The sequence below is a fragment of the Reichenbachiella sp. genome (genome assembly GCF_039969095.1).
Lineage (GTDB): Bacteria > Bacteroidota > Bacteroidia > Cytophagales > Cyclobacteriaceae > Reichenbachiella.
This window is the reverse complement of record NZ_JBDVOL010000013.1, coordinates 586004-607937: the sequence shown is the minus strand read 5'-3', so window position 1 is coordinate 607937 and position 21934 is coordinate 586004. Positions and strand designations below refer to the sequence as shown.

The following is a 21934-nucleotide window of genomic DNA, read 5'->3' as shown; positions in this document are numbered from 1 at the left end:
GTCTTAACTATGGATTGATATTATAATGCGTAGCTGATGATTTGTTTTTTGTCAGCCTTGAAGAACACCTGACCTGATATAGGGTCGAAGTCATAAGTGGGTTCTTTGTCACCTAATAGGAGAGTTCCAAGTTCTTCTCCGGTTGCTTTGTCTACTTTCACAAGTCCAGAACTTTTCGCCTGTCCACCTGCACCTACTCTCGAAAGAATCATTTTTATATTGCCTTTGGATTTGGATGCGGTGAATAACTTTTTTGCTTCATCCCCAAGCATACTGGCTCCTTTGGAGAGATCTTCAGCCTGTTGCGCATACATCTTTGAATAATAAGTATCTCCTCCATAAGCAGTTTTGTGCTGTGAAGAAGCTGCAGCCGAACTGGCAGCCATGGCTATCATAGCCGCTTGACCTACTCTGAGGGCAATTTTAGCCGCCATACTCATACCAGGTGCTTCCCAGTATTTTTTCCAGCGTAATGATCCATCAGTTTCGAACATGAAGAGATTTTGACTGGAGCTTATCAAATAGCCACCGTCGACTAGTTCTATGCTTGCAGGTTCTTCATCTCCTTCGAATTGTTTGTCAAGCTTTCCAATAAGCACACTGTAATCCCCAGAAAAAAGATCCACATCATACAAGTCGCCATCTATGTACATCAACTCTCGTCCAAGTTCTACTTGATATCTGATGCTTGGTACATCCAGCATTCCTTTTTTGTTCCAAATTTTCTCGCCGTCATACTGAATGACACCTAATCTTCCTTTGGCATCGGAATACATAATTCCGTTACCTACGATACGGTCAATATTAATTCCTGATATTTTTTCATCCCATTTGGCGTCTCCAGTAGCTGGATCAAGTAAAACCAATCTCTTTTCCTTTTGTGTGATGGCTATACCATGATCACCCAAATCGATGACCGTTCCATCCACTTTTTTGACTTTCCATTTCTCAGTGCCAGATTTCAAATCATACAAGCGGAGATTGCTATCATCCTTTGTTACTACACCATAGCTCATGGCTGTCAGCGATGGAACATCTTTGAGCTTCAATTCTTGTTCCCAGAATTTTCTTCCAGATTCCATATCAACCGCTGACAGTGTTCCACTGTTTTTCTTTTTCTCAAAGAAGTATCCGGTGGAAAGGTCGAGACTTAAGTCAAATTTTTCAAAAGTCTGATTTTTAAGAGAAGTGTTGTAGTCCCATTTAATTTTTCCGCTTTTGGCATCCATTCGTGCGATTTTCGTCTTTCCGGGCATAATGATATCTGTACCCACTACGAATGGAAAGTTTTCACTAGATACTTGATCGCTTTCCCAAATCACTTTGGCGCTTGGTAGTTCTACCATTTTGGTCATTTGATACATAGGGGCTCCTTTTTGCATCACATCAATCCAAGAGGCAGAAATAATGACCATTCTCAATTCAGGAATGTAACCTGTTCCATAGTAGTTGAAGGTGGGCATTTCTTTTCCGAAAAACTTAGTAATTGGCATTTCAGCCTTTCTTGGGCTGATTACTTCTTCGCCATTCTGAATATTAACAATGGCGTAATTCTTATAAGCACCATTGTCAGTGTATTTGATTTCAATGAAATCTCCCATTTCAGGATATTCCTCATCTTCAATTACATAAATAAATTGTTCGAAAAGAGCAGAAGGGTCTTGTTTTTTACCGTCAGCGCCTCTGACCCCCTTAGCGCCTTTCATAATGTCGTTACTCCATAGTTTGTTGCCATCTCGAGAGTCGATACCGTGAAGTCCCATGTCACTGGTCCCAACTAACAAGATGCCTGAATCCGTGATTTTATTCCACGCGATTTCTTTTTCAAAGTCAAGTTGCCAAAGCGCATCTTGCGCTCTTAAACTCCCCATGAAAGTGAGGAGGCAGACAACTAAAATTCCATATTTTAGACTGTAAGTTTTCATAATAGTTCCAATTTTTAGATTGTTATACAATAAAATTAGAGCGATATGAAGCTGAGTTCAATCCGTATTGCTAGGTATATTGATCGACGATTAGAGTAGTTTTAGAAGATAAATTCTACCTGATCTTCTTTTTGTCCAAGATGCGGATGAGTTTTTTCCTTGAAATCAAATTGATTGCCTTTTTTGAGAAGTGCTGAAGAGCACCGTGTGCCATAGTTTTCAGTACTTATAAACATAGCTGAAAGTGCACGCTCCCAGTCGAGGGGAATGCCCGTACTTGGCAACTGATCGTTTTGAGCAATTGACCGATCTTGGACTATCTCTAATAGGTCATCAGTTTTTAACAGATCTTGATGAATGAGCTGGCTTATTTTTTTCTTGCCATTTTCTACTTTTGGCCATGAGTCATTGAGTAGAGCATTGCTTAGTCCATAAATTCCAGGAGATAGTTCGGTGATATTACAATTCAGATTATTATAGTACCACAGTGACTCATGATCTCCTACTAGCAGGTTGAATCCATTGAATGGAATTTTGGCAGCTTTAATTTTTTCAAGATAGTCTTTAGGTGAATAGCTCTGAGTGAGAAAATCTTTGGTTAAATCCCCACGGGAAGGTGCTTGGTCATTAATCTGGCTTGGGTCTCTATAGTTAGTTAATGCAGCGAACTTTCCAGTTTTTGTGACTCCCATCCACGTACCTCCAGCGGTGAGATCTTTACCAGCGATCAAATCCAAGGAATCAGACCAAATATGTGCTTGTTGAGTGGGTCTCTTATAAAACTCATCTCTATTGGCAGCTAGGACTAAGTCGTAACTCAAGTGCTTTTTCCATGCAAATAATAGGAGACACATATTTTTTGAATTTAACTGAACATAAAAAAGGCTCTGACTGTGATCAAAACACAAGTCAGAGCCTTTTAATTTCTATTTTTTCATTCTATCTAAAGTCGATTACTTCTGCACCTTGAAATTTAGCCTTGTCGTATGCAAATGTTTTGTCGGTGATAGTTGCATCTTCTTTAAAGCTCAATACTTTGTAAAGATATCTACTTCCAGATTTGTCGAATACTTTAAAGCTTTTCAATGACTTATCACTAGCAGCAATTTCCATTCTTATTTTGAAATATTCTTTGTCACGATCTTCTGGCACCAAATCTACAACGTCTGTTGTTCCATTGTTTTTAGATTCTGTATATACGTACTTGTAACCTTCTTTATAGATATTGAAGATATTTGAAAGAGATATTTCTTCTTCTTCAGGGTCAAAGCTAGAGATGGTAATTTCGTTTTCTTCTTTTAGGTAAGTATAAATATCAGAGCCATCAAATGTAACCTCCTGTTCGTCCATGATTAACTTGTATTTGTCACCCTTAACTAAGATTGTGCCTTTAAACCCTTCGTCTATTTCGTCGCTATCATCTTCCATGGTATAAGAGAATTGAGCTCTGAATGCAGGGATTTTTTGATACTTTTCACTCATAGCATCTAACACTTCTTTGGCTGCCGGATCTTTTTGGGCAATGGCATGAGTGAGAGCTACTATGGTTAGCATAAATAGAATTTGAATCGACTTCATAATGCGTGTAATTTTAAAAATTGTTGATAACGATGGACAAATTGCACATTCCGTGCCAAATATAAAAGTTAATAAAGTTTCTTAAAGACCATTGAGTTCGTTGAGCATTTGTTCGAGCGAGTGTTCATCTGACACTAAAACTTCACGAGCTTTACTCCCTTCAAATGGCCCTACGATGCCTGCTGCTTCGAGCTGATCAATAAGCCTTCCCGCTCGATTGTATCCTAATTTAAGTTTTCGCTGTACCAATGAAGTACTGCCTTGTTGATGCATTACAATAAGTCTAGCCGCATCTTCAAAGAGCACATCTCGGTCTTTAAGGTCAACTTCACCTATTGCACTATCAGATTCTTCTCCTACATATTCTGGAAGAAGGTAGGCCGAATCATATCCCTGTTGATCACCTACAAATTCACAAATTCGATCTACTTCCGGTGTGTCTACAAATCCACACTGCAAACGAATAATTTCTGATCCTAGAGAAAGCAGCATATCTCCCATACCTACCAGCTGCTCTGCTCCTCCAGCATCCAAAATGGTCCGAGAATCAATCTTAGAAGTTACTCTAAATGACAATCGTGCGGGGAAGTTGGCTTTGATAACCCCTGTGATCACATTAACTGACGGTCGCTGTGTAGCGACTACGAGGTGAATACCAATCGCACGAGCAAGTTGTGCCAAACGAGCAATTGGGGTTTCTACTTCCTTACCTGCCGTCATCATCAAATCAGCTAACTCATCAATCACAAGGACGATGTAAGGTAGGAATTTGTGCCCTTTGTTTGGGTTTAGCTTTCGCTCAACGAATTTCTTGTTGTATTCTTTTAAGTTTCTACAAGCCGCATTTTTGAGTAAATCGTATCGATTGTCCATTTCGATACAAAGCGAATTCAGCGTGTGAATCACTTTTTTGGTATCCGTAATAATTGCTTCTTCGGTGCCTGGCAGCATGGCTAAAAAATGCTTTTCAATTTTATTGAAAAGGGTAAGCTCCACTTTTTTAGGGTCTACGAGCACAAATTTTAGTTGGGAAGGGTGCTTTTTATAAATGAGCGAGGTCAGCAGAATATTCAGACCTACAGATTTTCCTTGCCCAGTAGCACCAGCCATTAATAGGTGTGGCATTTTAGCCAAATCTGTCACATATACTTCGTTTGAAATGGTTTTGCCTAAAACGACAGGAAGTTCAGCATTACTTTTCATGAACTTATCTGTAGTCAAGATAGACTTTACATCTACCATTTCACGATTTTTGTTAGGAACTTCGATACCGATAGTGCCTTTGCCTGGGATAGGGGCGATGATTCTTATGCCTAAAGCGGCCAAGCTCAAAGCGATGTCGTCTTCCAGGTTTTTGATCTTCGAAATTTTCACTCCAGCCTCTGGTACTATTTCATATAGCGTGACTGTTGGCCCAATAGTAGCCTTAATGCTTGAAATGCCTATCTTGAAATTGATCAGCGTTTCGACGATATTATCTTTGTTTTGTTCTAATTCCTCTTTGGTGACTTGTACATTTTTCTCTGGGTAGTCAATCAGAAGTTCTGGTGTGGGGTAGATGTATTTTGCTAGATCTAATGTAGGGTCGTAATTTTCGAGTTTGTCAGTTGTTTTTTCTTTGGCTTGTGGTTTTTCAACTTCCAACGCCAGATGATCTTCCTTTTCTACGACTGGATTAACAGGTTTCCTTTCAGGAATAGGCTCCTTTTCAGCTTTTGGTTCGTCTACATCTAATACCAGTTCTGGTTTTTCAGCTTTTTTTGGAGCTGTCTTTTTTATCTCAACATTCCATTCCTCTTTTTCGTCTACTTGCTGAGATTCAGCTTCAGCCTCTTCTTTTTCTACTTCTTCTTTGATGGCTGATACGACCGCTGCAATAGTTTCTGAGTCATCATCTTTTTCTTCTTTTTCAATACCATCTACTTCAGTTTCGTTATCGAATCTGCTTTCTAAAGATGGCATACTGCTCAGACCCACTAGTTTCGTGATGTTAAAAAAGTAGATGGTAAATACAGCTAAGGCAAATAGTAAAAAGAGTAAGGTACCCCAGCCCATTAGGCTATCTAATAATATGGCCAATTCAAATCCGGTTCCTCCCCCAAGAAAACCCCAGATATTGATCTGCTCGGAATTGATCATGAAGTAACCAATAAATATGCTTACCCAAAGCAGGAAAAAAATGGTAAACCAGAATGATTTTGAAATGGGTAGAATTTCTCTATTGAATACTATTTTGTAACCAACTAAAAATAGAAATGGCGGAATAAAAAAGGAGGCTATTCCAAAAAATTGATAGATGAAATAATGAGCGGTAAACGCTCCAAACAGACCCAACCAGTTTTCCGCTTCTAATCCTGAAGCTTTCATACCAGTTTCTGCAATATTACCCATGATACTTTGGTCAGCCTTACCTGTGAATAAATAGGAGATAAAAGCAGTGAGTAGAAATAAGCTAGAAATAAGAGTTAAAAACCCCAGAGACAAATGAAAACGTCGGTCGTTTAGAATTCCAATAGAAAAGGAGGGTATTTTAAACTGTCTTTTTTCCTTGGTTTTGCTCTTAAAAGTATTCTTGGCCATTGATGAGTATTTGGAATGTAAATTAATCAAAATGGGCACAAATGTTAACCCATGATTCGATCATTTAGTACATAGTTAGGCAAGTGCTTTATTGATTTTTGAAATCAGTTTTGGACCTTCATAGATGAAGCCACTATATACTTGGACCAGACTAGCACCCGCATTTATCTTTTCCAACGCTGATTCACCCGAGTTTATTCCACCGACGCCTATGATTGGGAAGGAGCCATTTGATTTTTCATGCAAGAAGCGAATTACTTCTGTGGATTTGGTCTGAACGGGTCTTCCACTCAAACCACCAGCTCCTATGTCCTCCACTTTTGAGGTTTCTGTTTGTAGTCCCGACCGATCTATGGTGGTATTGGTGGCGATCACCCCATCTATTTTTGTTTCATTCACAATTTCAATAATGTCGACTAATTGATCTTCGGTTAAATCTGGAGCTATTTTTAATAAAATGGGTTTAGAGGTGGGTCTCTTTTTGTTTTCTTCCATCAGGGTATTTAGAATGTTGGAGAGCGGTTTTTTCTCTTGTAGTTCTCTCAACCCTGGTGTATTAGGAGAACTTACATTTACTACGAAATAATCCACCACATCAAACAATTCTTTAAAGCAAATGATATAATCGTTGACTGCTTCTTCATTTGGAGTGACTTTGTTTTTGCCAATGTTGCCACCAACCAGAATGTTCGATTTTCTTTTCTTTAATCTTTCTTTGACTACAGCCACGCCATCATTGTTAAAGCCCATGCGATTAATGAGAGCTTCATCTTTTCTCAGTCTGAAGAGTCTTGGTTTGGGGTTACCAGGCTGTGGTTTTGGGGTGACCGTGCCGATTTCTACAAAACCAAATCCCATAGCAGCAAACATATCAATGGCCTCTGCATTTTTATCCAATCCTGCTGCTAGTCCTACTTTGTTTGGAAATGTCAAACCAAAAAGCTCAGTTTCTTGTCCATTATTTTTTTGGCCATGAGCCAATGAAAAAAGTGTTCGCCCAAGCGGAATGGCATTGATCACTTCCATCATGAAAAAAGTTAAATGATGTGCGTTTTCTGGTTGAAATAGGAATAAAAAGGGGCGGATGAGAGCTTTGTACATGGTATAGAATTGTCAGCCGCAAATGTACTATGAATGCTACTTGGCTGACAACTGCTCACACCAAAAAATGATGGAATTCTACTCTTTGATAAACCTTGATTGAATGACTTCAGCATTTGAAACCATTTTCAGCATGTATATACCTGGCTGAAGGGAAGAAATATCGATCTGACTATGACTGACATTTAGTGCCATTCGTTTCCCTGAAGTGCTGATTACTTCTACGTTGCCAAATGGCGTGGACGATTGGATATTCAATACTTCTGTGGCAGGGTTGGGATGTAAAACGACGGATTCGTAATCCAAATTTACTGAAGCCACAGGCGAATACTCAGTGTACCCATCAAAATCGACCATTTTTAATCTATAGTAGGATTTGCCTGCCAAAGGACTAAAATCCTTCCATTCATAGTTGTTGATGGTCGTAGAATTGTGCTGTGAACTTATTCTGTCCAAGGCAGCAAAATGATTACCATCCGCACTTCTTTGAATTTCAAAGTAGTCATGGTTGATTTCTGAGGCAGTTTCCCATTGAAGTAGATTATAATCTAACTGGTTGGTAGCTGAAATAGAGATGAGCTCTACTGGTAAAGCCGATCCATCTGCAGAAACAGTAAATGAGCCAAAATTGTTCAAATCAACAATGCTGATGGATCTACCACTAGCATCTTGGGGGTCGTTGATAGCCGTCCAGCTTGACCCCGTATTTTGGTAAACGTCCATGGGGTTAAGGGTAAGGCTATTGTCAAATGGAGATACCCAAATAAAATCAATATCAGTATCTCCAGAAGGAGCTATCGTAGAAGAAATCTCCCAAACTGCAGCAATCGATTCTGCAGGTGTACCATTAACGATAGCGCTAGAGCCAGTGGTGCGGCTGATGGTCACTTCGCCTACATCAGTGCCTATGTCAAAATTGGCTCCCAATAAATCTAGTGCAGAAGAACCGGCTCCTGGTGATCGAGGTTCCATTGTGACGATTCCGGTTACGTACGCAGTGCTTGATTCTACAATGTCTGAGGCCGACGTACTTAGCGTGATTGAACCAGATGAAATATTAATAATAGAATTGGTAAGCGATAGGTCTCCATGCACCAACAAGTTGCCAGCTATATTCAAAGTTTTATTGCCACTTATGGACAGATCTGTGATTTCTGGAGTACCTGTAAGTACGGCATTTAAGTCCTTGGTCAAACTAATGGCGTCACCAGTGTAGTCACCATCATTAATATATATGGTGCCTCCTTCGGTGATCGTGTTATGACCCTCTTGATTTCTGTTGACAGCTAAAGTCTGAGCGCCTAGACTAGTCACATAATATTGACTTGCATCTGGTTGAAAGCCACTAGTACCTGCATCTGTGTCTGTACCAGAAGCCAAATAAGGCGTAAAGTCTTGATTGTTTACCCAACCTGCTATAGTGCTTTCATCTAATGAGTTGAAGTAATTGCCTGAGAGGTCAATTCCTGATCCTACTGCTATATTTCCATTATTATTCTGGTTGATATCGGAGGCTGAAATGGTAAGGGAACAGTTGTTGTCCAATATATTGAAACCATCAAACTGTGAAGACAGTTGTGCTGAGGTCGTAGGACTGGTGAAGAAACAATTGGTAGCTGTGGCTGTGCCATAAGCATGTGCATACATGTGGTATCCATTGCCATTGGGGTCAAACCCATTATGGGCAATGGTCGATTGGCTGATATCCAGCGTAGCATTTCGTCCACGAACATATACCCCTCTATTTTCATTGTGATGGATATAGCTATTTGTTAACGTAGCTGATACGCTGATACCATCTTCATCTGTGCCATCGTAGGGACCACTACTTTGAAAATCTGCTATGTAAATGCCTGAATAGTCGCTTTGGCTATTTCCGGTACCAGACACCTCTATATCATCCATAGCAAGTTCGATATCATCTGCTGTGGTGGCATTTCCGGTGACAAAAGCGTATATGCCTGCTTGGGTGTCAGGTTGGGCCAGACCAGCACCGGGACCATTAAAATCACTAACGGCTACACCTGAAAGGCTCACATGACTTGGCGCATAGTCACCCACAAAAGCACTTACATTACTTATTTCGATGCCTTTGGTACAGTTTGTAATGGCAATATCTGAAATAGAAAGATTTCCAGCTGAATTATCGGCACCATGTACCATGATTCCATATGACGCGCCATTGATTACTAAGTTGCTCACTACATCTGCTAATGAGCCATTGAGGTCGTCTAGTAACACACCAATACTTGAGCTTGGTGTCGCGTAAAAATCAAATGGGTCAATTAAATTGGCCATGTTGATTTGATTGTGATTGATATCTACACCACCGGTGCTTGCATTGTATATGAATATACCATTAGAATATGCATTGATCACACTATTTTGAATGGTGAAGTTGTTGTAACCAGAACTGGAGATGGCAGTTTCTGTATTATCTGAAAAATCTGAAAGTCCTAGCTGAAAACCGTCGATCGTAACATTGTCTGAGGCAATTTGAACGTTGTAGGATAATCCATTTTTAGTAATAATGGTTTCTGCTCCTCGACTATCATTACCTGAAACAGCTGCATTGGCACCATTTAAGGTCAGCGCCTTGCTGATAGAGATTGATTCATTGAATGTACCACTGGCTACATTAACAGTTCCTCCAGTAGAAGCCAGTGTAATACAACTTCCTATAGAAACGCCGCTATTTACATTCACTATATCAGCAGTGACATCAGTGAAAGTAGGTAAGGTATTGATGGTCACTTCGCCAATTACTGGGCTACTGGTTCCTGTGATGGTAATGGATTTGTTGATGGTAATGGCTTCATTGTAAGTGCCTGCAGCAAGGTGAATAGTTCCGCCATCACTGACCAAGGCATATCCAGAGGATAAAGTAGCCTTGGGTGTGACTAAGGAAAGCCCATCTGCAGTATCATCGCCAGCACCATCGACATATACCGTAGCAGCACTCGTGAAGTTGGAGCTTGTTCCTTCACTGGCTAGAGTAAAACGATTGGGTAACGGATTGATCACATTGGGTGGAGGGTTGCCAGAACTTAGCGGTGAACTACCACTTCCCCCTATATTCACCCAATAGTCCACAATACTGATGTTTTGCAATTGTGCTATTCGAACTTTATCGGGTTCAGAAATTTGGTCAGCTTCTTGATAGCCCACAGTTACCTTATCTAAGTCAATTATCACCCCTAAGGTAGGGTCGACAGACCAGTAAAATTGACTTGACACCATGTCCAGCGCATTGAGTATCCCTCCTCCAATGAGAAGGCCATCTCCACTGGGGTCAGCTTCAATAAACTCAGCTTGAAGAGAGGCAGCGCCTGTATGATCCATACCCTCAAATATTATAGGATGGTACTCACTTTTTCCTACGGGAAATACAACTTTATTACCTATCACGGTGGTGGTGACAGAAGCACTCATGGGTCCTTGCACGTAGCTATCATCATTGCCCGGTAAGGCTGTTAATCCCGTAAAAATAATTTCATGAGTACTGCTAGTGTTAAAGAGGCCATTGGTTAAAAGAAGATGTTCGGTTGATAAATCCGCACCTAGGGTAACCGTTCCGTTTGGACGGTCTATGGACACTCGTTCAAAATCAGCACTTGTGATCAAGGATGCGATATCTCCATTGCCTTCTATAATTAACCCTGTAGTTCCATCGGCGGTTATTGCCCCGCTTCCGGAAGTTGTGCCATCAAGAATAATATTGAAATTATTTCCAATATCTAGGTCGTTAGTCAATGCCAAATCTCCAGAAATCGCAATATCACTAGACATCAATAGATCTCCTCCATTTACTGTGAGATTTTCAAACGTAGTCCTCGATTCATCGTTCAAATAACCAGCACCTGGTGAAATGAGGGTTACTGCACTTGAAATAGTGGTGGTGCCCGAAATGGTACCTGAAGGCAGATTTCGGATGGTTGGATTTCCCCCAGCTAGTGCTGCCGATAAAGTTGCATAACTATTGTTGGCATTGTCTACGATTTCATTGGCCAGATCATTGGATTGGGTAGTGTTGGCGCCACTGAAATCGGCAGTTGATACTGTAGCGCCGCCCCAATAGTTGTACTGAAGATCTAGTGTTCCATTGTTTTCTTCATTCACAAAGCTGTAAACGTCATCATTCCCAAACGAACAGTGACTAATCGAAACAGTACTCATGTCGATTCCGTCATTGTCAACCTTATCTACTTCACCAAATCGTATGTCGTTGACCAGCCCATTGATGATCACACCTTCTAGAGTGACATTATCAAGTGAAGCAGCTGGTGAGTTGTAAGAGGATGCATCCGTTCTGGCTTTGATGGTGATAGCAGCAGCGCGGCGATTCTCTGGGCTACTGCCGATGTTGTTGGATCCAATGGCTCCGCAGTCAAGTATTCTAGCATTACGAATGGTGATATTGCTATAGGCTTTCCATTTTAGGTTGATGTCAATTCCTGCATTCCAGACATAATCTGATCGAACGCCACTGCCTATCACTGTGATGTTTTCGAATAGGGCGTTGTCTAATTTTTCTACATAGATGCCTTTATCAGTATTGTTATTGAATGTACAGTTTCTAAAAGTGACGTTGGTGACATCGCCAGTATTGGTAGAGGCAGCATACGCTGAATAAAAACCAATTCGACCGTTATCCATGGAGGAATTGGTGACAGAAAGGCCATCCAGGTCTGTGTCATCATCCAGCCAAAGACCATAGTTATTGTCATTTAGGTTGCAATTGGATATGGTAAGGTTCGTCAGTGCAGCACTACTGGTAACTCTGATGCCTCTACTTGAGTGGCCTGAGCAGTTCACATTTTTTATGGTCAAGTTGGAGCCATTAGCTGTGATACCGGTAGTGCCTCCTTCAATTTTAATATTTTCTATCGTGATATCGTCACCAGAGACCGTTATGCCTTGTACGATAGATATATCTCCTTCACCGATTAAGTATATGCCATCATTAAGAGTCGTAGATGCATGTAGTCCAGCGCGGAGGTTGATGATATCACCAGTAACTATTTGAGTCATGGCATAATCAATTGTGGCACAAGGCGTGTGAGGGTTGGCGCAGTCCGAGGCATCACTACCTGTAGGATTCACATAGCGGTTGGTTTGTGCCTGAGAATAAAAAGAGGATAATATAAGAAACAGAAGAGCAGCTTTTCTTAGTAAAGCGGTCATGGCGGATTATTTAGGTGGTCTTTAGCTGAGGTATGGCTCAGTCAAGGTATTAGGTAACTAAAATAATCAAAAAATCACAAAATATTGGAGTGAACCCCTATAGTAATTGTAAGTGAATGAGGCATTGAAATTTTGCCGAATACTTTTTCTTCAATTGAATTTATAAATACTAAACCTTTTTCATTTTCGGCTATCCCACTCATTGCTTACAATAAAGGAATCATTTGAACAAGTCGAGGTCAACTCCTCGGATGAAAATCCTTGATGATTTGTTTTAGATAATCACGATCCAAATGCGTGTAGATTTCTGTGGTAGTAATTGACTCATGACCAAGCATTTCCTGCACGGCACGTAAGTCCGCCCCTCCTTCGATCAAATGTGTGGCAAAGGAATGACGAAAGGTATGCGGACTAATTTTTTTGTTCAACCCAACCTTGATTGCTAGGTTTTTGATGATCGTGAAAATCATCACGCGTGTCAATTGTGCCCCCCTTCTATTGAGGAATACAAAATGTTCATGACCTTTTTTAATGTCTAAATGGCAGCGTACGTGTTCAATATAGAGGTTGATGTGTTTGAGCGCTTCGCGTCCTATTGGAACCAGGCGTTCTTTGTTGCCTTTGCCAATCACACGCAAGAAACCAATATCTTCTAATACACAATTCAGTTGCAGCCCCACCAACTCTGAAACTCGGAGCCCTGAACTATAAAGCGTTTCGAGCATGGCTCTATTTCTTGGCCCTTCTGGTGTGCTGTGATCTATGGCTTCGAAAAGAGAATCTATTTCCTGTACATTGAGTGTATCTGGTAGTTTTCGACCCAATTTAGGAGCTTCTATGAGTTCGGAGGGATCTTTGTCCAAATCGCCTTCAAAAACCAGATATTTAAAAAAAGATTTGATACCAGAAACAATTCGAGCTTGCGAATAAGCAGACATACCTAATTCATGAATGTATTCTAGCAAGTCCCTGATATCCGTATCTGTAACTTTCAAAGGCCCGTTATCCTTGCCATTCAATGTCAGAAATTGTTCCAACTTAACAATATCCTGAACATAAGCCTCTACCGAATTGGGCGCAAGAGAGCGTTCCAATTGTAGGTAAGATTTGAATTGACTGATGTGAAATTTCCAGGACATTAGGGGAATTAATTAAGGTCTAGTAAAAATGAACTATTTTAGAAAACTGTGCAACGGGTTGGTGGACTATCGAAAGGAGTGGACTAATTTTGAACACGGATAAAAGAGACAAGAACAAGAGCCAAGACGTATGGTTCAAAAGTCTTGGCTCTAAATTCTAGCCATCTTGATTCTTAGATTAATGAAAATACTCATTCTCAACGGTCCCAATCTCAACCTGCTAGGCAGACGAGAACCCGAAATTTACGGAAGCGAGACTTTCGAAGATTATTTCAAGCATTTGAAAGTGAAATTTCCTGATGTGCACCTGGATTACCTGCAGTCGAACCACGAGGGTGTCATGATAGACAAAATCCATGAAGTGGGTTTTGACTACGATGGTATTATACTAAATGCCGGAGGATACACCCATACTTCTGTAGCCTTAGCTGATGCCGTTAAAGGTGTGACCACGCCGGTGGTTGAAGTGCACATTTCAAACGTGATGGAAAGGGAGAAATTCAGACATCATAGTTATCTAACTCCCGTGTGTGTGGCTCATTTTATAGGGCTAGGGCTCGATGGTTATAAAGAAGGCATCCAATACATTTTAAACAAATAACTCATGCAACTCAATTTCACCCAAATTTTGTCCGTTTCATTAATCTTGTTTTCTATCATTGATATACTCGGCAATATTCCGATCGTGATCAATCTCAGGAAGAAAGTCGGCACCATTCATAGTGCTAGGGCTACTATTGTGGCTGGTTTGATCATGGTTGTTTTTCTGTTTTTGGGAGATAAAATTCTCGGCCTTTTTGGGATAGATATTGGGTCGTTTGCCATCGCTGGGGCGCTGATCATGTTTTTGATTGGAATGGAAATGGTTTTGGGTATCGAGCTGTTCAAGGCAGACGAGGAAGAAGCAAAATCTTCATCTATTGTACCCATTGCTTTTCCGTTGATAGCCGGACCTGGTACTATGACAACATTAATCTCACTTAGGGCAGAATATGAGTTGAGCAATATTTTGGTAGGTATTGTGGTTAACCTGATACTTATTTATGTGGTGTTGAAGTCTTCAAGTTGGCTAGAGAAGAAAATAGGACACGCAGGTTTTAATGTAATTCGTAAGGTATTCGGGATCATCCTTTTGGCGATTTCTATCAAATTATTTAAAAATGGAATTGCCTTTTAGATTCAACGTTCTGAATTCAAGGTTCAAGAATTTGGTTTATTCCATCAGCTTTGAGCAGGATTAAATTTTTTAACTTTCTACTTTAAAACTTTCAACTAAAAACCATGGTCCAACCAAGCATCATCATATACACCGACGGTTCATCACGAGGCAACCCAGGTCCAGGCGGCTACGGCACGGTACTCTTAGCCAAAGGTCATAGAAAGGAGCTATCAGAAGGTTTCCGCAAAACCACGAACAATCGAATGGAGTTGTTGGCTGTCATCAAAGGACTAGAATCTCTCAAAGTGATCAATGCTGAGGTACTGATCTATTCAGATTCTAAGTACGTGGTAGATGCGGTAGAAAAAGGGTGGCTCTGGGGCTGGGTGAAAAAGGGATTTAAAGCCAAGAAAAACAAAGACTTGTGGGAGCGATTTATTCCAGCCTATAAGCGCAATAAAGTCACTTTCAAATGGGTGAAAGGCCACGCTGGCATCCCCGAAAACGAGCGCTGCGACGAACTGGCCGTAGAAGCCGCCTCTGGCTCTGACCTCCCAGCCGATCTGGCTTTCGAGAATGGGATTAATGATTTTTAGTAAAAATTCAGAAAGCTTAATTATGAAACATTTTTCTTTAACACTGATTTTATCTCTGCAACTATTGTTGTGCTTTGGAAATGGATCTGTGAAAATAGAATTTTCTCCAGGTGTTGACGGAGATTATGATTTATTCTTGAAAGAAGCATTTGAGAAAGCATCATATAATGCATTTGTAAGCTATTCAAATGAAAAGGAAACTAGGGACTATGATTTTAGAGTTACTTATTCCAAAGAAAAAAAAAGTATCAAGGTTTTACTATTCAATCGGGAAAATGAGTTGATTAAACAATCAAAACAGCAAGTCGCTCGCTTAAAAAGCTGGAAGTCTGTTGAAGCTGCAGTTTCAGAGTTTTTTAATCAAGAAATAGATATTTCTGAAGGCAAACAAAAGTCACCTCCTGATTTTAATGCTTCGGTGAAAGTTTCGAAAATTGACTCGGCAACATATTTAATTACTAGTCAAGGAGCGGCGGCTAGTTCAATAAATTCAGTTGAAGAAGATTTTTTTAGAATATCTGATTTTTTGCTTTCTAGTTATAATTTTTATTTTGAAAATTCAAATTACCATTATCAGACGGGATCAGGTTTAGCTGTTTATGACCATGTTGGTAAGCAGACCATGGGTATTGTGATTGGGGTCAAAGGAAACGAAGAGTCAAAAAAATTGAAGGAATTACCTAAGCAGTTTCAAAACTATTTCAGCAAAAAAATTGATCATCCAATCTTGGTTACTGATTCGAGTGTTGAAGCTAATAGATCAAGTACTGGAATTATACTTTTCCGCAGTACTGGATATAGTTTTTCTGCGAGAGATTTTAAAATATTCATTGATGGTCAATTGAAATGTAGCCTAACTAATAAAAGTTACGTGTATCTTCCTTTAAATGAGGGTGTCTATTTTTTAACTGTTCAATTGGGAGGTAAGAAAGTTAAGGCAGGAACAAAATCAATAAGAGTAGACGTAATACAAAATGAAATAAGCTATTTGGAATCCATGTTTGCCGATGGATTCGGTGCTGTAGTTACTCAAGAGGTCGAAGAATTAAATGCCTCTAGATTAAAGAGTGATTTAAATAATCAGGTTGGTTGTGAATAAATTTTCTCTTGCCTTTGTTGGTCTTGTGACCAACAAGCTCCACTCCACTTAGATGCAACAAAAAACCCCTTTACTAAGGGGGAATAAAATTCCCTCTTTGAAAAGAGAGTTGGGGGAGATTGATTTCACTTTCTTAGCTGTCACATCATGTGATAACGATCAGCTATTTTCGTAGTATGAAGGTAAAACACCTAAAACCCGACCCATCAAAAACCATCACTTGGGCAAAAGGCATGAGTCAAGAATTATTCATTTACCCTCGGACAGCTGACTTTCAGAAACGAGATCTCTTATTCCGAATCAGTCTGGCTACTGTTGAAGCGGAAGAAAGTGATTTTACACCCTTACCAGGCATTCAAAGAACTTTGATGCTACTGAAGGGCAAACACAAGCTGACCCATCAAGGCCACCATACAAAAACATTGATGCCATTTGATCAGGACAATTTCATGGGAGACTGGCAGACCTCAAGTCAGGGGAAATCCACCAATTTTAATTTGATGTGTAGAGCAGGCACTTCTGGCATTTTGAAGCATGTCAAAGGAATAGAAAATTCAGAGACAACTTTTGAACTGAAAGCGGATGTTGAATTGATTTACCTCTATGTTGGTAGTGCGGACTATAATGGAGAGGAATTTATGCCGGGTGATTGTTTAGTCATAGAAAATAGATCACGCGAACAATTAAAGATTGCTTGCGTGAAGGATTGTGAATTCGTCCAGACTTCGGTTACCATAAAAGAGACCTAAAAATAGAGCCCAATACCGCCATTGCTGATGATACGAACAGCTCCTTCCAAATAGTCTCCTTGCTGATATCCTAATCCAATACTCAAGTTCAAATGAAATCCAGTTTTATAATTTCTTTGAATACCCCATACTGGCCCGACAAAGAAGGAATTTTCATAACTTTCATCATAATAATCTCTGCCTGTATCGTTGATAATCCGATCCATATAGTAACCCGCCGCTAAGGCAAAATAATTCCCTGAATTAGGCCCTAGCTCTTTTTTTACGGACTTTCTGTTGTAATAACTCCTGATTTCACCAGTCACAAAAGGGGCTATATAAAATTCGTACTGCGTGCCATCTGGAACAAGCGTATAAGTAGCCACTCCAGGCTGTAGTCCAGCAATCAAATTGATGGAGTGTTTATCCGCTAGTTTTTGTTCCACTGAGATTCCAAGAGCTAAAATGGTTACCCGAACCTGAGTGGACTTTAGTTCAGGTGCGATCGAGTTTTGGCTGTAAGCCAGAGTGGTAGCAGTCGTTATAAAAACTAGAGCAGATAGGATTGATTTGAGCATAATATTTAGATTGTTTTAATAAGGACACCTGTAAGTCTATTTACCCCCTAAGCCATATCGAAAATGTTTAATTTCGCAGTCTCTCGATCAGCCTTTTGATTATGCCCAACACTTATTTCCAATTCAAACTATTCACCATTCATCAGGATCAATGCGCCATGAAGGTGAGTACCGAGGCTTGTATTTTAGGGGCTTGGGTACCTGATATAAAACCAAAGCGCATTTTGGATATTGGCACAGGAACTGGGTTATTGGCTTTGATGCTGGCTCAAAGAATGGATGGGCGAATTGATGCGGTGGAATTAGACACCAAAGCTGCCGAGCAAGCAAGCCAGAATGTGCTTGAATCCAAATGGAGTAAGAGGATTAAGGTCATCAACGAAAATATTTTTAAATGGTCAAAATCATCTGATTTGACCTATGATCTGATTGTGTCCAATCCGCCTTTTTTTACGAATAGTCTGAAGTCAAATATTAGTACGAGAAATCTGGCCAAACATGATTCTTCCGATTTCAGTAAGGAAAATTTAGCGACAGTTTTGAAAAGCCTACTTTCTGAAAATGGTAGTGCCTATGTGCTTTATCCTGAAATGGAATCAGAACAATTTAAAGTTGAAGTAGAGAAATTCGGTTTGTTTTATCAACAAGCATTGGTCATTAGAAATCAGCCAAAAGGACCTGTTTTTCGAGTAATTTCCAAAATTACTAAAAGGATTCAGGCGTGCGAACCAGATTCTTTAAACATAAGGGAAGGTCATGTGCATTCGGCCGCTTTTGAAAAACTTTTGTCTGCGTATTATTTAAAGTATTAACTCATCGATCTTTTCACCATCAAAAACACCGAAATGGATACCGTGGTAAAGAGAATGAATGAAATCTAAACTAGCACGTAAGCACAAAAACCTTTGACTAAGGATTTGAAATTCACTTTTTGAGTAAAAAATAAGCTGACGCCAATTAATTGATAAGTAGTGGCTAATAAGACAATAACTGCGTTGTTTTTGTAGCCACTAATCGCAAAAACAAGAAAACCGACAATATTAAATATAATGGTCTGCCCATGTGTAAAAAAGGCTAGCACTGTACTTTCAAGAATATTGAATTCTGAATTTTTGAACCATAATCTGGTCCAAAAGCCTGCAAATGGAACCATCAACACAGCAATGTATTGCATGTTGTTATGAATTTTACCTTGAACCATTTTGGCCAAAACTTTGGCTTCCTGCGATCGAGTAGAGCCAGTCTCATCAATAATGGAGTCTGAAAGGTTGTCTGTTTTTGGGAAGTAATTGGAAACAGAGAACCCTAATATTTTGATTAGGAGCAATAGAATGGCAAACATCAAAAAATAATAACCCACCGGCCCTACATACATTTCTCGGATGCCTTTGATATATTCTAACGTTACGGTTCCGGGGTTTTTGAACAAACCAATAACTGTTCGTGAAAAAGCGCCATCAAGCCCATAGATGCGACTAAAAAAGTCACTAAAAATGATTTGAGTGTTAGTCTGGCGATGTCTTGTTTCTGTCCACAGTTTGAACAAAAGTTTCCTTCAACTGATGTGTCGCATTGGATACATGTTTTCATGGATTTAAGTCTAGATGGTTATTCAAGTATAATCAATACAATTTAGACACAAAAAAAGCGAGAGATTCACACCCCTCGCTTTTGTAACTTTTAAGAAGTTAGCTCTTATTTCAGCTCTTCCAGTTGAGCTTCTACTTCAGCTTTGGTACCAGTCAGTGTGTCGACTTTCACTACTTCTTTGCCATCCAGCATTGACTTCATTTCAACGATAGCGGTAGTGCTAGCTTCTTCTCCGGACATCATCACCTTCACTTCTTTCCTAGCTTCTTTTGCTGCACAACAAGCCTTTGTACAACCAGGTTTGCAAGCTTTCACTTCACCTTTAGCAGTACAACATGCTTTAGTACATCCAGGCTTACAAGCTTTTTTATCCATTTTGGCATGACAAGCAGCAGTGCATGCACCTTCGTGCTTGCATCCCATGATTTCCATTTTGACTTCAGATCCATGACCACCTGTGCCGTATACTTCACCCAAGATTGGAGCGATAACCAAACCAACCAAACAAGTCAATTTGATCAAGATGTTCATAGATGGTCCAGAAGTGTCTTTGAATGGATCACCTACAGTGTCGCCTGTTACAGCAGCTTTATGCGCTTCAGATCCTTTGTAAGTCATTTCTCCATTGATCATTACACCAGCTTCGAAAGATTTCTTAGCGTTGTCCCATGCACCACCAGCATTGTTTTGGAAGATCGCCCACATTACACCAGATACCGCAACACCAGCCATGTAAGCACCCAATGCCTCAGGTCCCATAGCGAATCCAATGATGATTGGAGTAATAATAGTTAGGGCGCCAGGCAACATCATTTCTTTCAATGCCGCTTGCGTAGAGATTTCTACACATCTCGCATAGTCAGGTTTCCCTGTACCTTCTAGGATGCCTGGAATTTCTTTGAACTGACGTCTCACTTCCATGACCATTTCCATGGCAGCTTTTCCTACCGACTTCATAGCCAAAGCAGAGAATACAACTGGAATCATACCCCCAATAAACAAGGCAGCTAAAACATCCGCTTTGAAAATATTGATACCGTTGATACCAGTAAAAGTCACGTAAGCAGCGAATAGTGCCAGTGCAGTCAAGGCTGCAGAAGCAATCGCGAAACCTTTACCTACGGCAGCAGTCGTGTTACCTACCGAGTCTAAAATATCAGTTCTTTCTCTTACCTCTTCAGGTAATTCACTCATTTCGGCCACACCACCTGCGTTATCCGCGATAGGACCAAAAGCATCGATAGCCAACTGCATAGCAGTAGTTGCCATCATAGCAGAAGCAGCGATTGCCACTCCGTAGAATCCAGCCAATTCGTAAGATCCCCAAATCGCGATAGCGAAAAGGATCACAGAGGAGAAAGTAGAAATCATACCTGTTGCCAAACCAGCAATTATGTTGGTGGCAGCTCCGGTAGATGAATTAGTAACAATGTCCATTACTGGCTTTTTACCTAATGCAGTGTAGTACTCAGTGAACATGGATATTAAATATCCAACACCTAATCCTACCAATGTAGCGTAGAATACGTGACGACTTGGGATATCCATAGTGCCTTCACCGAAGAACTTCATGCCTACAATAGTTTCAGGAAGCATGTAATCAATCAAGAACCACCCTGCTACTGCAGTCAATAAAATAGATACAATGTTTCCAGTGTTTAATGCTTTTTGTACTTGGTCTTCTTTAGCACTGTTGTCTTTGATGCTGATCAAGAAAGTACCAATGATAGAGGCAACTATTCCAACACCAGCTATCATGATAGGTAATAAGATTGGGCCCATACCACCGAATGTGTCTAATACCACACCGGCATCTGCCATGTCTTTGATGATGTAGTTACCAAGAACCATTGAGGCTAGCACAGTAGCTACATAAGAACCGAAAAGGTCAGCACCCATACCAGCTACATCTCCTACATTATCACCTACGTTATCTGCGATAGTGGCTGGGTTTCTTGGATCATCTTCCGGAATACCAGCTTCCACTTTACCTACCAAATCAGCACCTACATCAGCAGCTTTGGTGTAAATACCACCTCCTACTCTTGCGAAAAGAGCAATCGATTCAGCACCTAAAGAGAAACCAGCTAAGGCTTCCAATACCATGGTCATGTCGTTGTAAAAAGAGCCATTGCCCATAAATAGGTTGGTAAAAACCAAGAAAAACAAGCTAAGCCCTAATACAGCTAAACCTGCAACTCCCAATCCCATCACGGTACCACCGCCGAAAGAAACTTTCAAGGCGTTTGGTAAACTTGTTCTGGCAGCTTCAGTTGTTCTTGCGTTAGCTTCAGTAGCGATTCGCATACCGATATTTCCAGCAGCCGCTGAAAATATAGCACCAACCACAAAGGCAGGTACGATCATCCAACTGGTAGTTTCAACCATAGTTGAAATCCCGAATAGTGCAGCAGAAGCCGCTACTACAAAGATGGCTAACAGTCTGTACTCAGCACTCAAGAAAGCTAAAGCGCCTTCTTTAATGTTTTTTGAGATTTCTTGCATCTTCTCATTTCCAGGACTTTGCTTTTTTACCCATGCCATTTTTATAAGCATGAAAACAAGTCCCAGACAGGCCAATACGATTGGCACGTAAATCAAATTACTCATATCTTTTCCTAGAATATTTTAAACTCAAATTTAAAAATCAAAAGAGGGCGAAAAGCCCTCTTTTTTT

16 protein-coding genes are annotated in these 21934 nt (G+C 40.3%); 6 read left to right on the top strand and 10 right to left on the bottom strand.

The features are described from left to right. Window positions 1-20: 20 nt before the first annotated feature. The 7 genes from ABJH98_RS15065 to xerD all read right to left on the bottom strand — a co-directional run bounded on the left by ABJH98_RS15065 (window position 21) and on the right by xerD (window position 13507). Window positions 21-1925, bottom strand: a complete 1905-nt coding sequence (locus ABJH98_RS15065) for a PQQ-binding-like beta-propeller repeat protein (RefSeq protein ID WP_348308526.1) — start codon at window positions 1923-1925, stop codon at window positions 21-23. A 101-nt stretch (window positions 1926-2026) separates the two neighbouring features. Beyond that, window positions 2027-2779: an NRDE family protein gene (locus ABJH98_RS15060; protein WP_348308525.1), complete on the bottom strand. Its 753-nt coding sequence runs from the start codon at window positions 2777-2779 to the stop codon at window positions 2027-2029. 85 nt (window positions 2780-2864) lie between these two features. Further along, window positions 2865-3503, bottom strand: coding sequence for an outer membrane lipoprotein carrier protein LolA (locus ABJH98_RS15055; protein WP_348308524.1), 639 nt, complete (start codon window positions 3501-3503; stop codon window positions 2865-2867). 81 nt (window positions 3504-3584) lie between these two features. Further along, window positions 3585-6083, bottom strand: coding sequence for a DNA translocase FtsK 4TM domain-containing protein (locus ABJH98_RS15050; RefSeq protein WP_348308523.1), 2499 nt, complete (start codon window positions 6081-6083; stop codon window positions 3585-3587). A gap of 75 nt (window positions 6084-6158) precedes the next feature. Then, entirely contained in the window at window positions 6159-7184 is a 1026-nt protein-coding gene (locus tag ABJH98_RS15045) for a quinone-dependent dihydroorotate dehydrogenase (RefSeq protein ID WP_348308522.1), read from the bottom strand. A 78-nt stretch (window positions 7185-7262) separates the two neighbouring features. Next, a complete protein-coding gene (locus ABJH98_RS15040; RefSeq protein ID WP_348308521.1) occupies window positions 7263-12368 on the bottom strand; it encodes a right-handed parallel beta-helix repeat-containing protein in 5106 nt (1701 codons plus the stop codon). Window positions 12369-12607: 239 nt separating this feature from the next. Continuing rightward, window positions 12608-13507 carry a site-specific tyrosine recombinase XerD gene (xerD, locus tag ABJH98_RS15035; RefSeq protein WP_348308520.1) on the bottom strand — a complete coding sequence of 300 codons (900 nt, stop codon included), beginning with the start codon at window positions 13505-13507 and terminating at the stop codon, window positions 12608-12610. A 181-nt stretch (window positions 13508-13688) separates the two neighbouring features. On the opposite strand from xerD, the gene aroQ reads away from it, so the two are divergent. From aroQ to ABJH98_RS15010, 5 genes are all read left to right on the top strand, one after another. Further along, on the top strand, window positions 13689-14108 hold the full coding sequence (aroQ, locus tag ABJH98_RS15030) for a type II 3-dehydroquinate dehydratase (RefSeq protein WP_348308519.1): 420 nt from the start codon (window positions 13689-13691) through the stop codon (window positions 14106-14108). A gap of 3 nt (window positions 14109-14111) precedes the next feature. Next, a complete protein-coding gene (locus ABJH98_RS15025) occupies window positions 14112-14684 on the top strand; it encodes a MarC family protein (protein WP_348308518.1) in 573 nt (190 codons plus the stop codon). A gap of 104 nt (window positions 14685-14788) precedes the next feature. After that, window positions 14789-15262, top strand: coding sequence for a ribonuclease HI (gene rnhA, locus ABJH98_RS15020; protein WP_348308517.1), 474 nt, complete (start codon window positions 14789-14791; stop codon window positions 15260-15262). Continuing rightward, window positions 15252-16361 carry a hypothetical protein gene (locus ABJH98_RS15015; RefSeq protein WP_348308516.1) on the top strand — a complete coding sequence of 370 codons (1110 nt, stop codon included), beginning with the start codon at window positions 15252-15254 and terminating at the stop codon, window positions 16359-16361. Before rnhA ends, ABJH98_RS15015 begins: the two co-directional genes overlap by 11 nt. A gap of 176 nt (window positions 16362-16537) precedes the next feature. Further along, window positions 16538-17110: a HutD family protein gene (locus tag ABJH98_RS15010; protein ID WP_348308515.1), complete on the top strand. Its 573-nt coding sequence runs from the start codon at window positions 16538-16540 to the stop codon at window positions 17108-17110. Here the strand turns inward: ABJH98_RS15010 and ABJH98_RS15005 are convergent. Continuing rightward, window positions 17107-17667: a hypothetical protein gene (locus ABJH98_RS15005; protein WP_348308514.1), complete on the bottom strand. Its 561-nt coding sequence runs from the start codon at window positions 17665-17667 to the stop codon at window positions 17107-17109. The genes ABJH98_RS15010 and ABJH98_RS15005 overlap by 4 nt on opposite strands. 101 nt (window positions 17668-17768) lie before the next feature. Between ABJH98_RS15005 and ABJH98_RS15000 the strand changes: the two genes are divergently transcribed. Then, entirely contained in the window at window positions 17769-18479 is a 711-nt protein-coding gene (locus tag ABJH98_RS15000) for a methyltransferase (protein ID WP_348308513.1), read from the top strand. Window positions 18480-18544: 65 nt separating this feature from the next. On the opposite strand, the gene ABJH98_RS14995 is transcribed toward ABJH98_RS15000, so the two are convergent. Together ABJH98_RS14995 and ABJH98_RS14990 are read right to left on the bottom strand one after the other, a co-directional pair. Next, window positions 18545-19213, bottom strand: coding sequence for a DUF3667 domain-containing protein (locus ABJH98_RS14995; RefSeq protein ID WP_348308512.1), 669 nt, complete (start codon window positions 19211-19213; stop codon window positions 18545-18547). A 149-nt stretch (window positions 19214-19362) separates the two neighbouring features. Continuing rightward, window positions 19363-21867, bottom strand: coding sequence for a sodium-translocating pyrophosphatase (locus ABJH98_RS14990; RefSeq protein WP_348308511.1), 2505 nt, complete (start codon window positions 21865-21867; stop codon window positions 19363-19365). Window positions 21868-21934: the final 67 nt, after the last annotated feature.

Bases quoted from the DNA above. Each gene is read 5' to 3' on its own strand.
- rnhA (WP_348308517.1), top strand. From the start codon at position 14,789: ATGGTCCAACCAAGCATCATCATATACACCGACGGTTCATCACGAGGC.
- xerD (WP_348308520.1), bottom strand. From the start codon at position 13,507: ATGTCCTGGAAATTTCACATCAGTCAATTCAAATCTTACCTACAATTG.
- ABJH98_RS15050 (WP_348308523.1), bottom strand. From the start codon at position 6,083: ATGGCCAAGAATACTTTTAAGAGCAAAACCAAGGAAAAAAGACAGTTT.
- ABJH98_RS15055 (WP_348308524.1), bottom strand. From the start codon at position 3,503: ATGAAGTCGATTCAAATTCTATTTATGCTAACCATAGTAGCTCTCACT.
- ABJH98_RS15025 (WP_348308518.1), top strand. From the start codon at position 14,112: ATGCAACTCAATTTCACCCAAATTTTGTCCGTTTCATTAATCTTGTTT.
- ABJH98_RS15015 (WP_348308516.1), top strand. From the start codon at position 15,252: ATGATTTTTAGTAAAAATTCAGAAAGCTTAATTATGAAACATTTTTCT.
- ABJH98_RS14990 (WP_348308511.1), bottom strand. From the start codon at position 21,867: ATGAGTAATTTGATTTACGTGCCAATCGTATTGGCCTGTCTGGGACTT.
- ABJH98_RS15000 (WP_348308513.1), top strand. From the start codon at position 17,769: ATGCCCAACACTTATTTCCAATTCAAACTATTCACCATTCATCAGGAT.
- ABJH98_RS15060 (WP_348308525.1), bottom strand. From the start codon at position 2,779: ATGTGTCTCCTATTATTTGCATGGAAAAAGCACTTGAGTTACGACTTA.
- ABJH98_RS15010 (WP_348308515.1), top strand. From the start codon at position 16,538: ATGAAGGTAAAACACCTAAAACCCGACCCATCAAAAACCATCACTTGG.
- ABJH98_RS15040 (WP_348308521.1), bottom strand. From the start codon at position 12,368: ATGACCGCTTTACTAAGAAAAGCTGCTCTTCTGTTTCTTATATTATCC.
- ABJH98_RS15005 (WP_348308514.1), bottom strand. From the start codon at position 17,667: ATGCTCAAATCAATCCTATCTGCTCTAGTTTTTATAACGACTGCTACC.
- ABJH98_RS15045 (WP_348308522.1), bottom strand. From the start codon at position 7,184: ATGTACAAAGCTCTCATCCGCCCCTTTTTATTCCTATTTCAACCAGAA.
- ABJH98_RS15065 (WP_348308526.1), bottom strand. From the start codon at position 1,925: ATGAAAACTTACAGTCTAAAATATGGAATTTTAGTTGTCTGCCTCCTC.
- aroQ (WP_348308519.1), top strand. From the start codon at position 13,689: ATGAAAATACTCATTCTCAACGGTCCCAATCTCAACCTGCTAGGCAGA.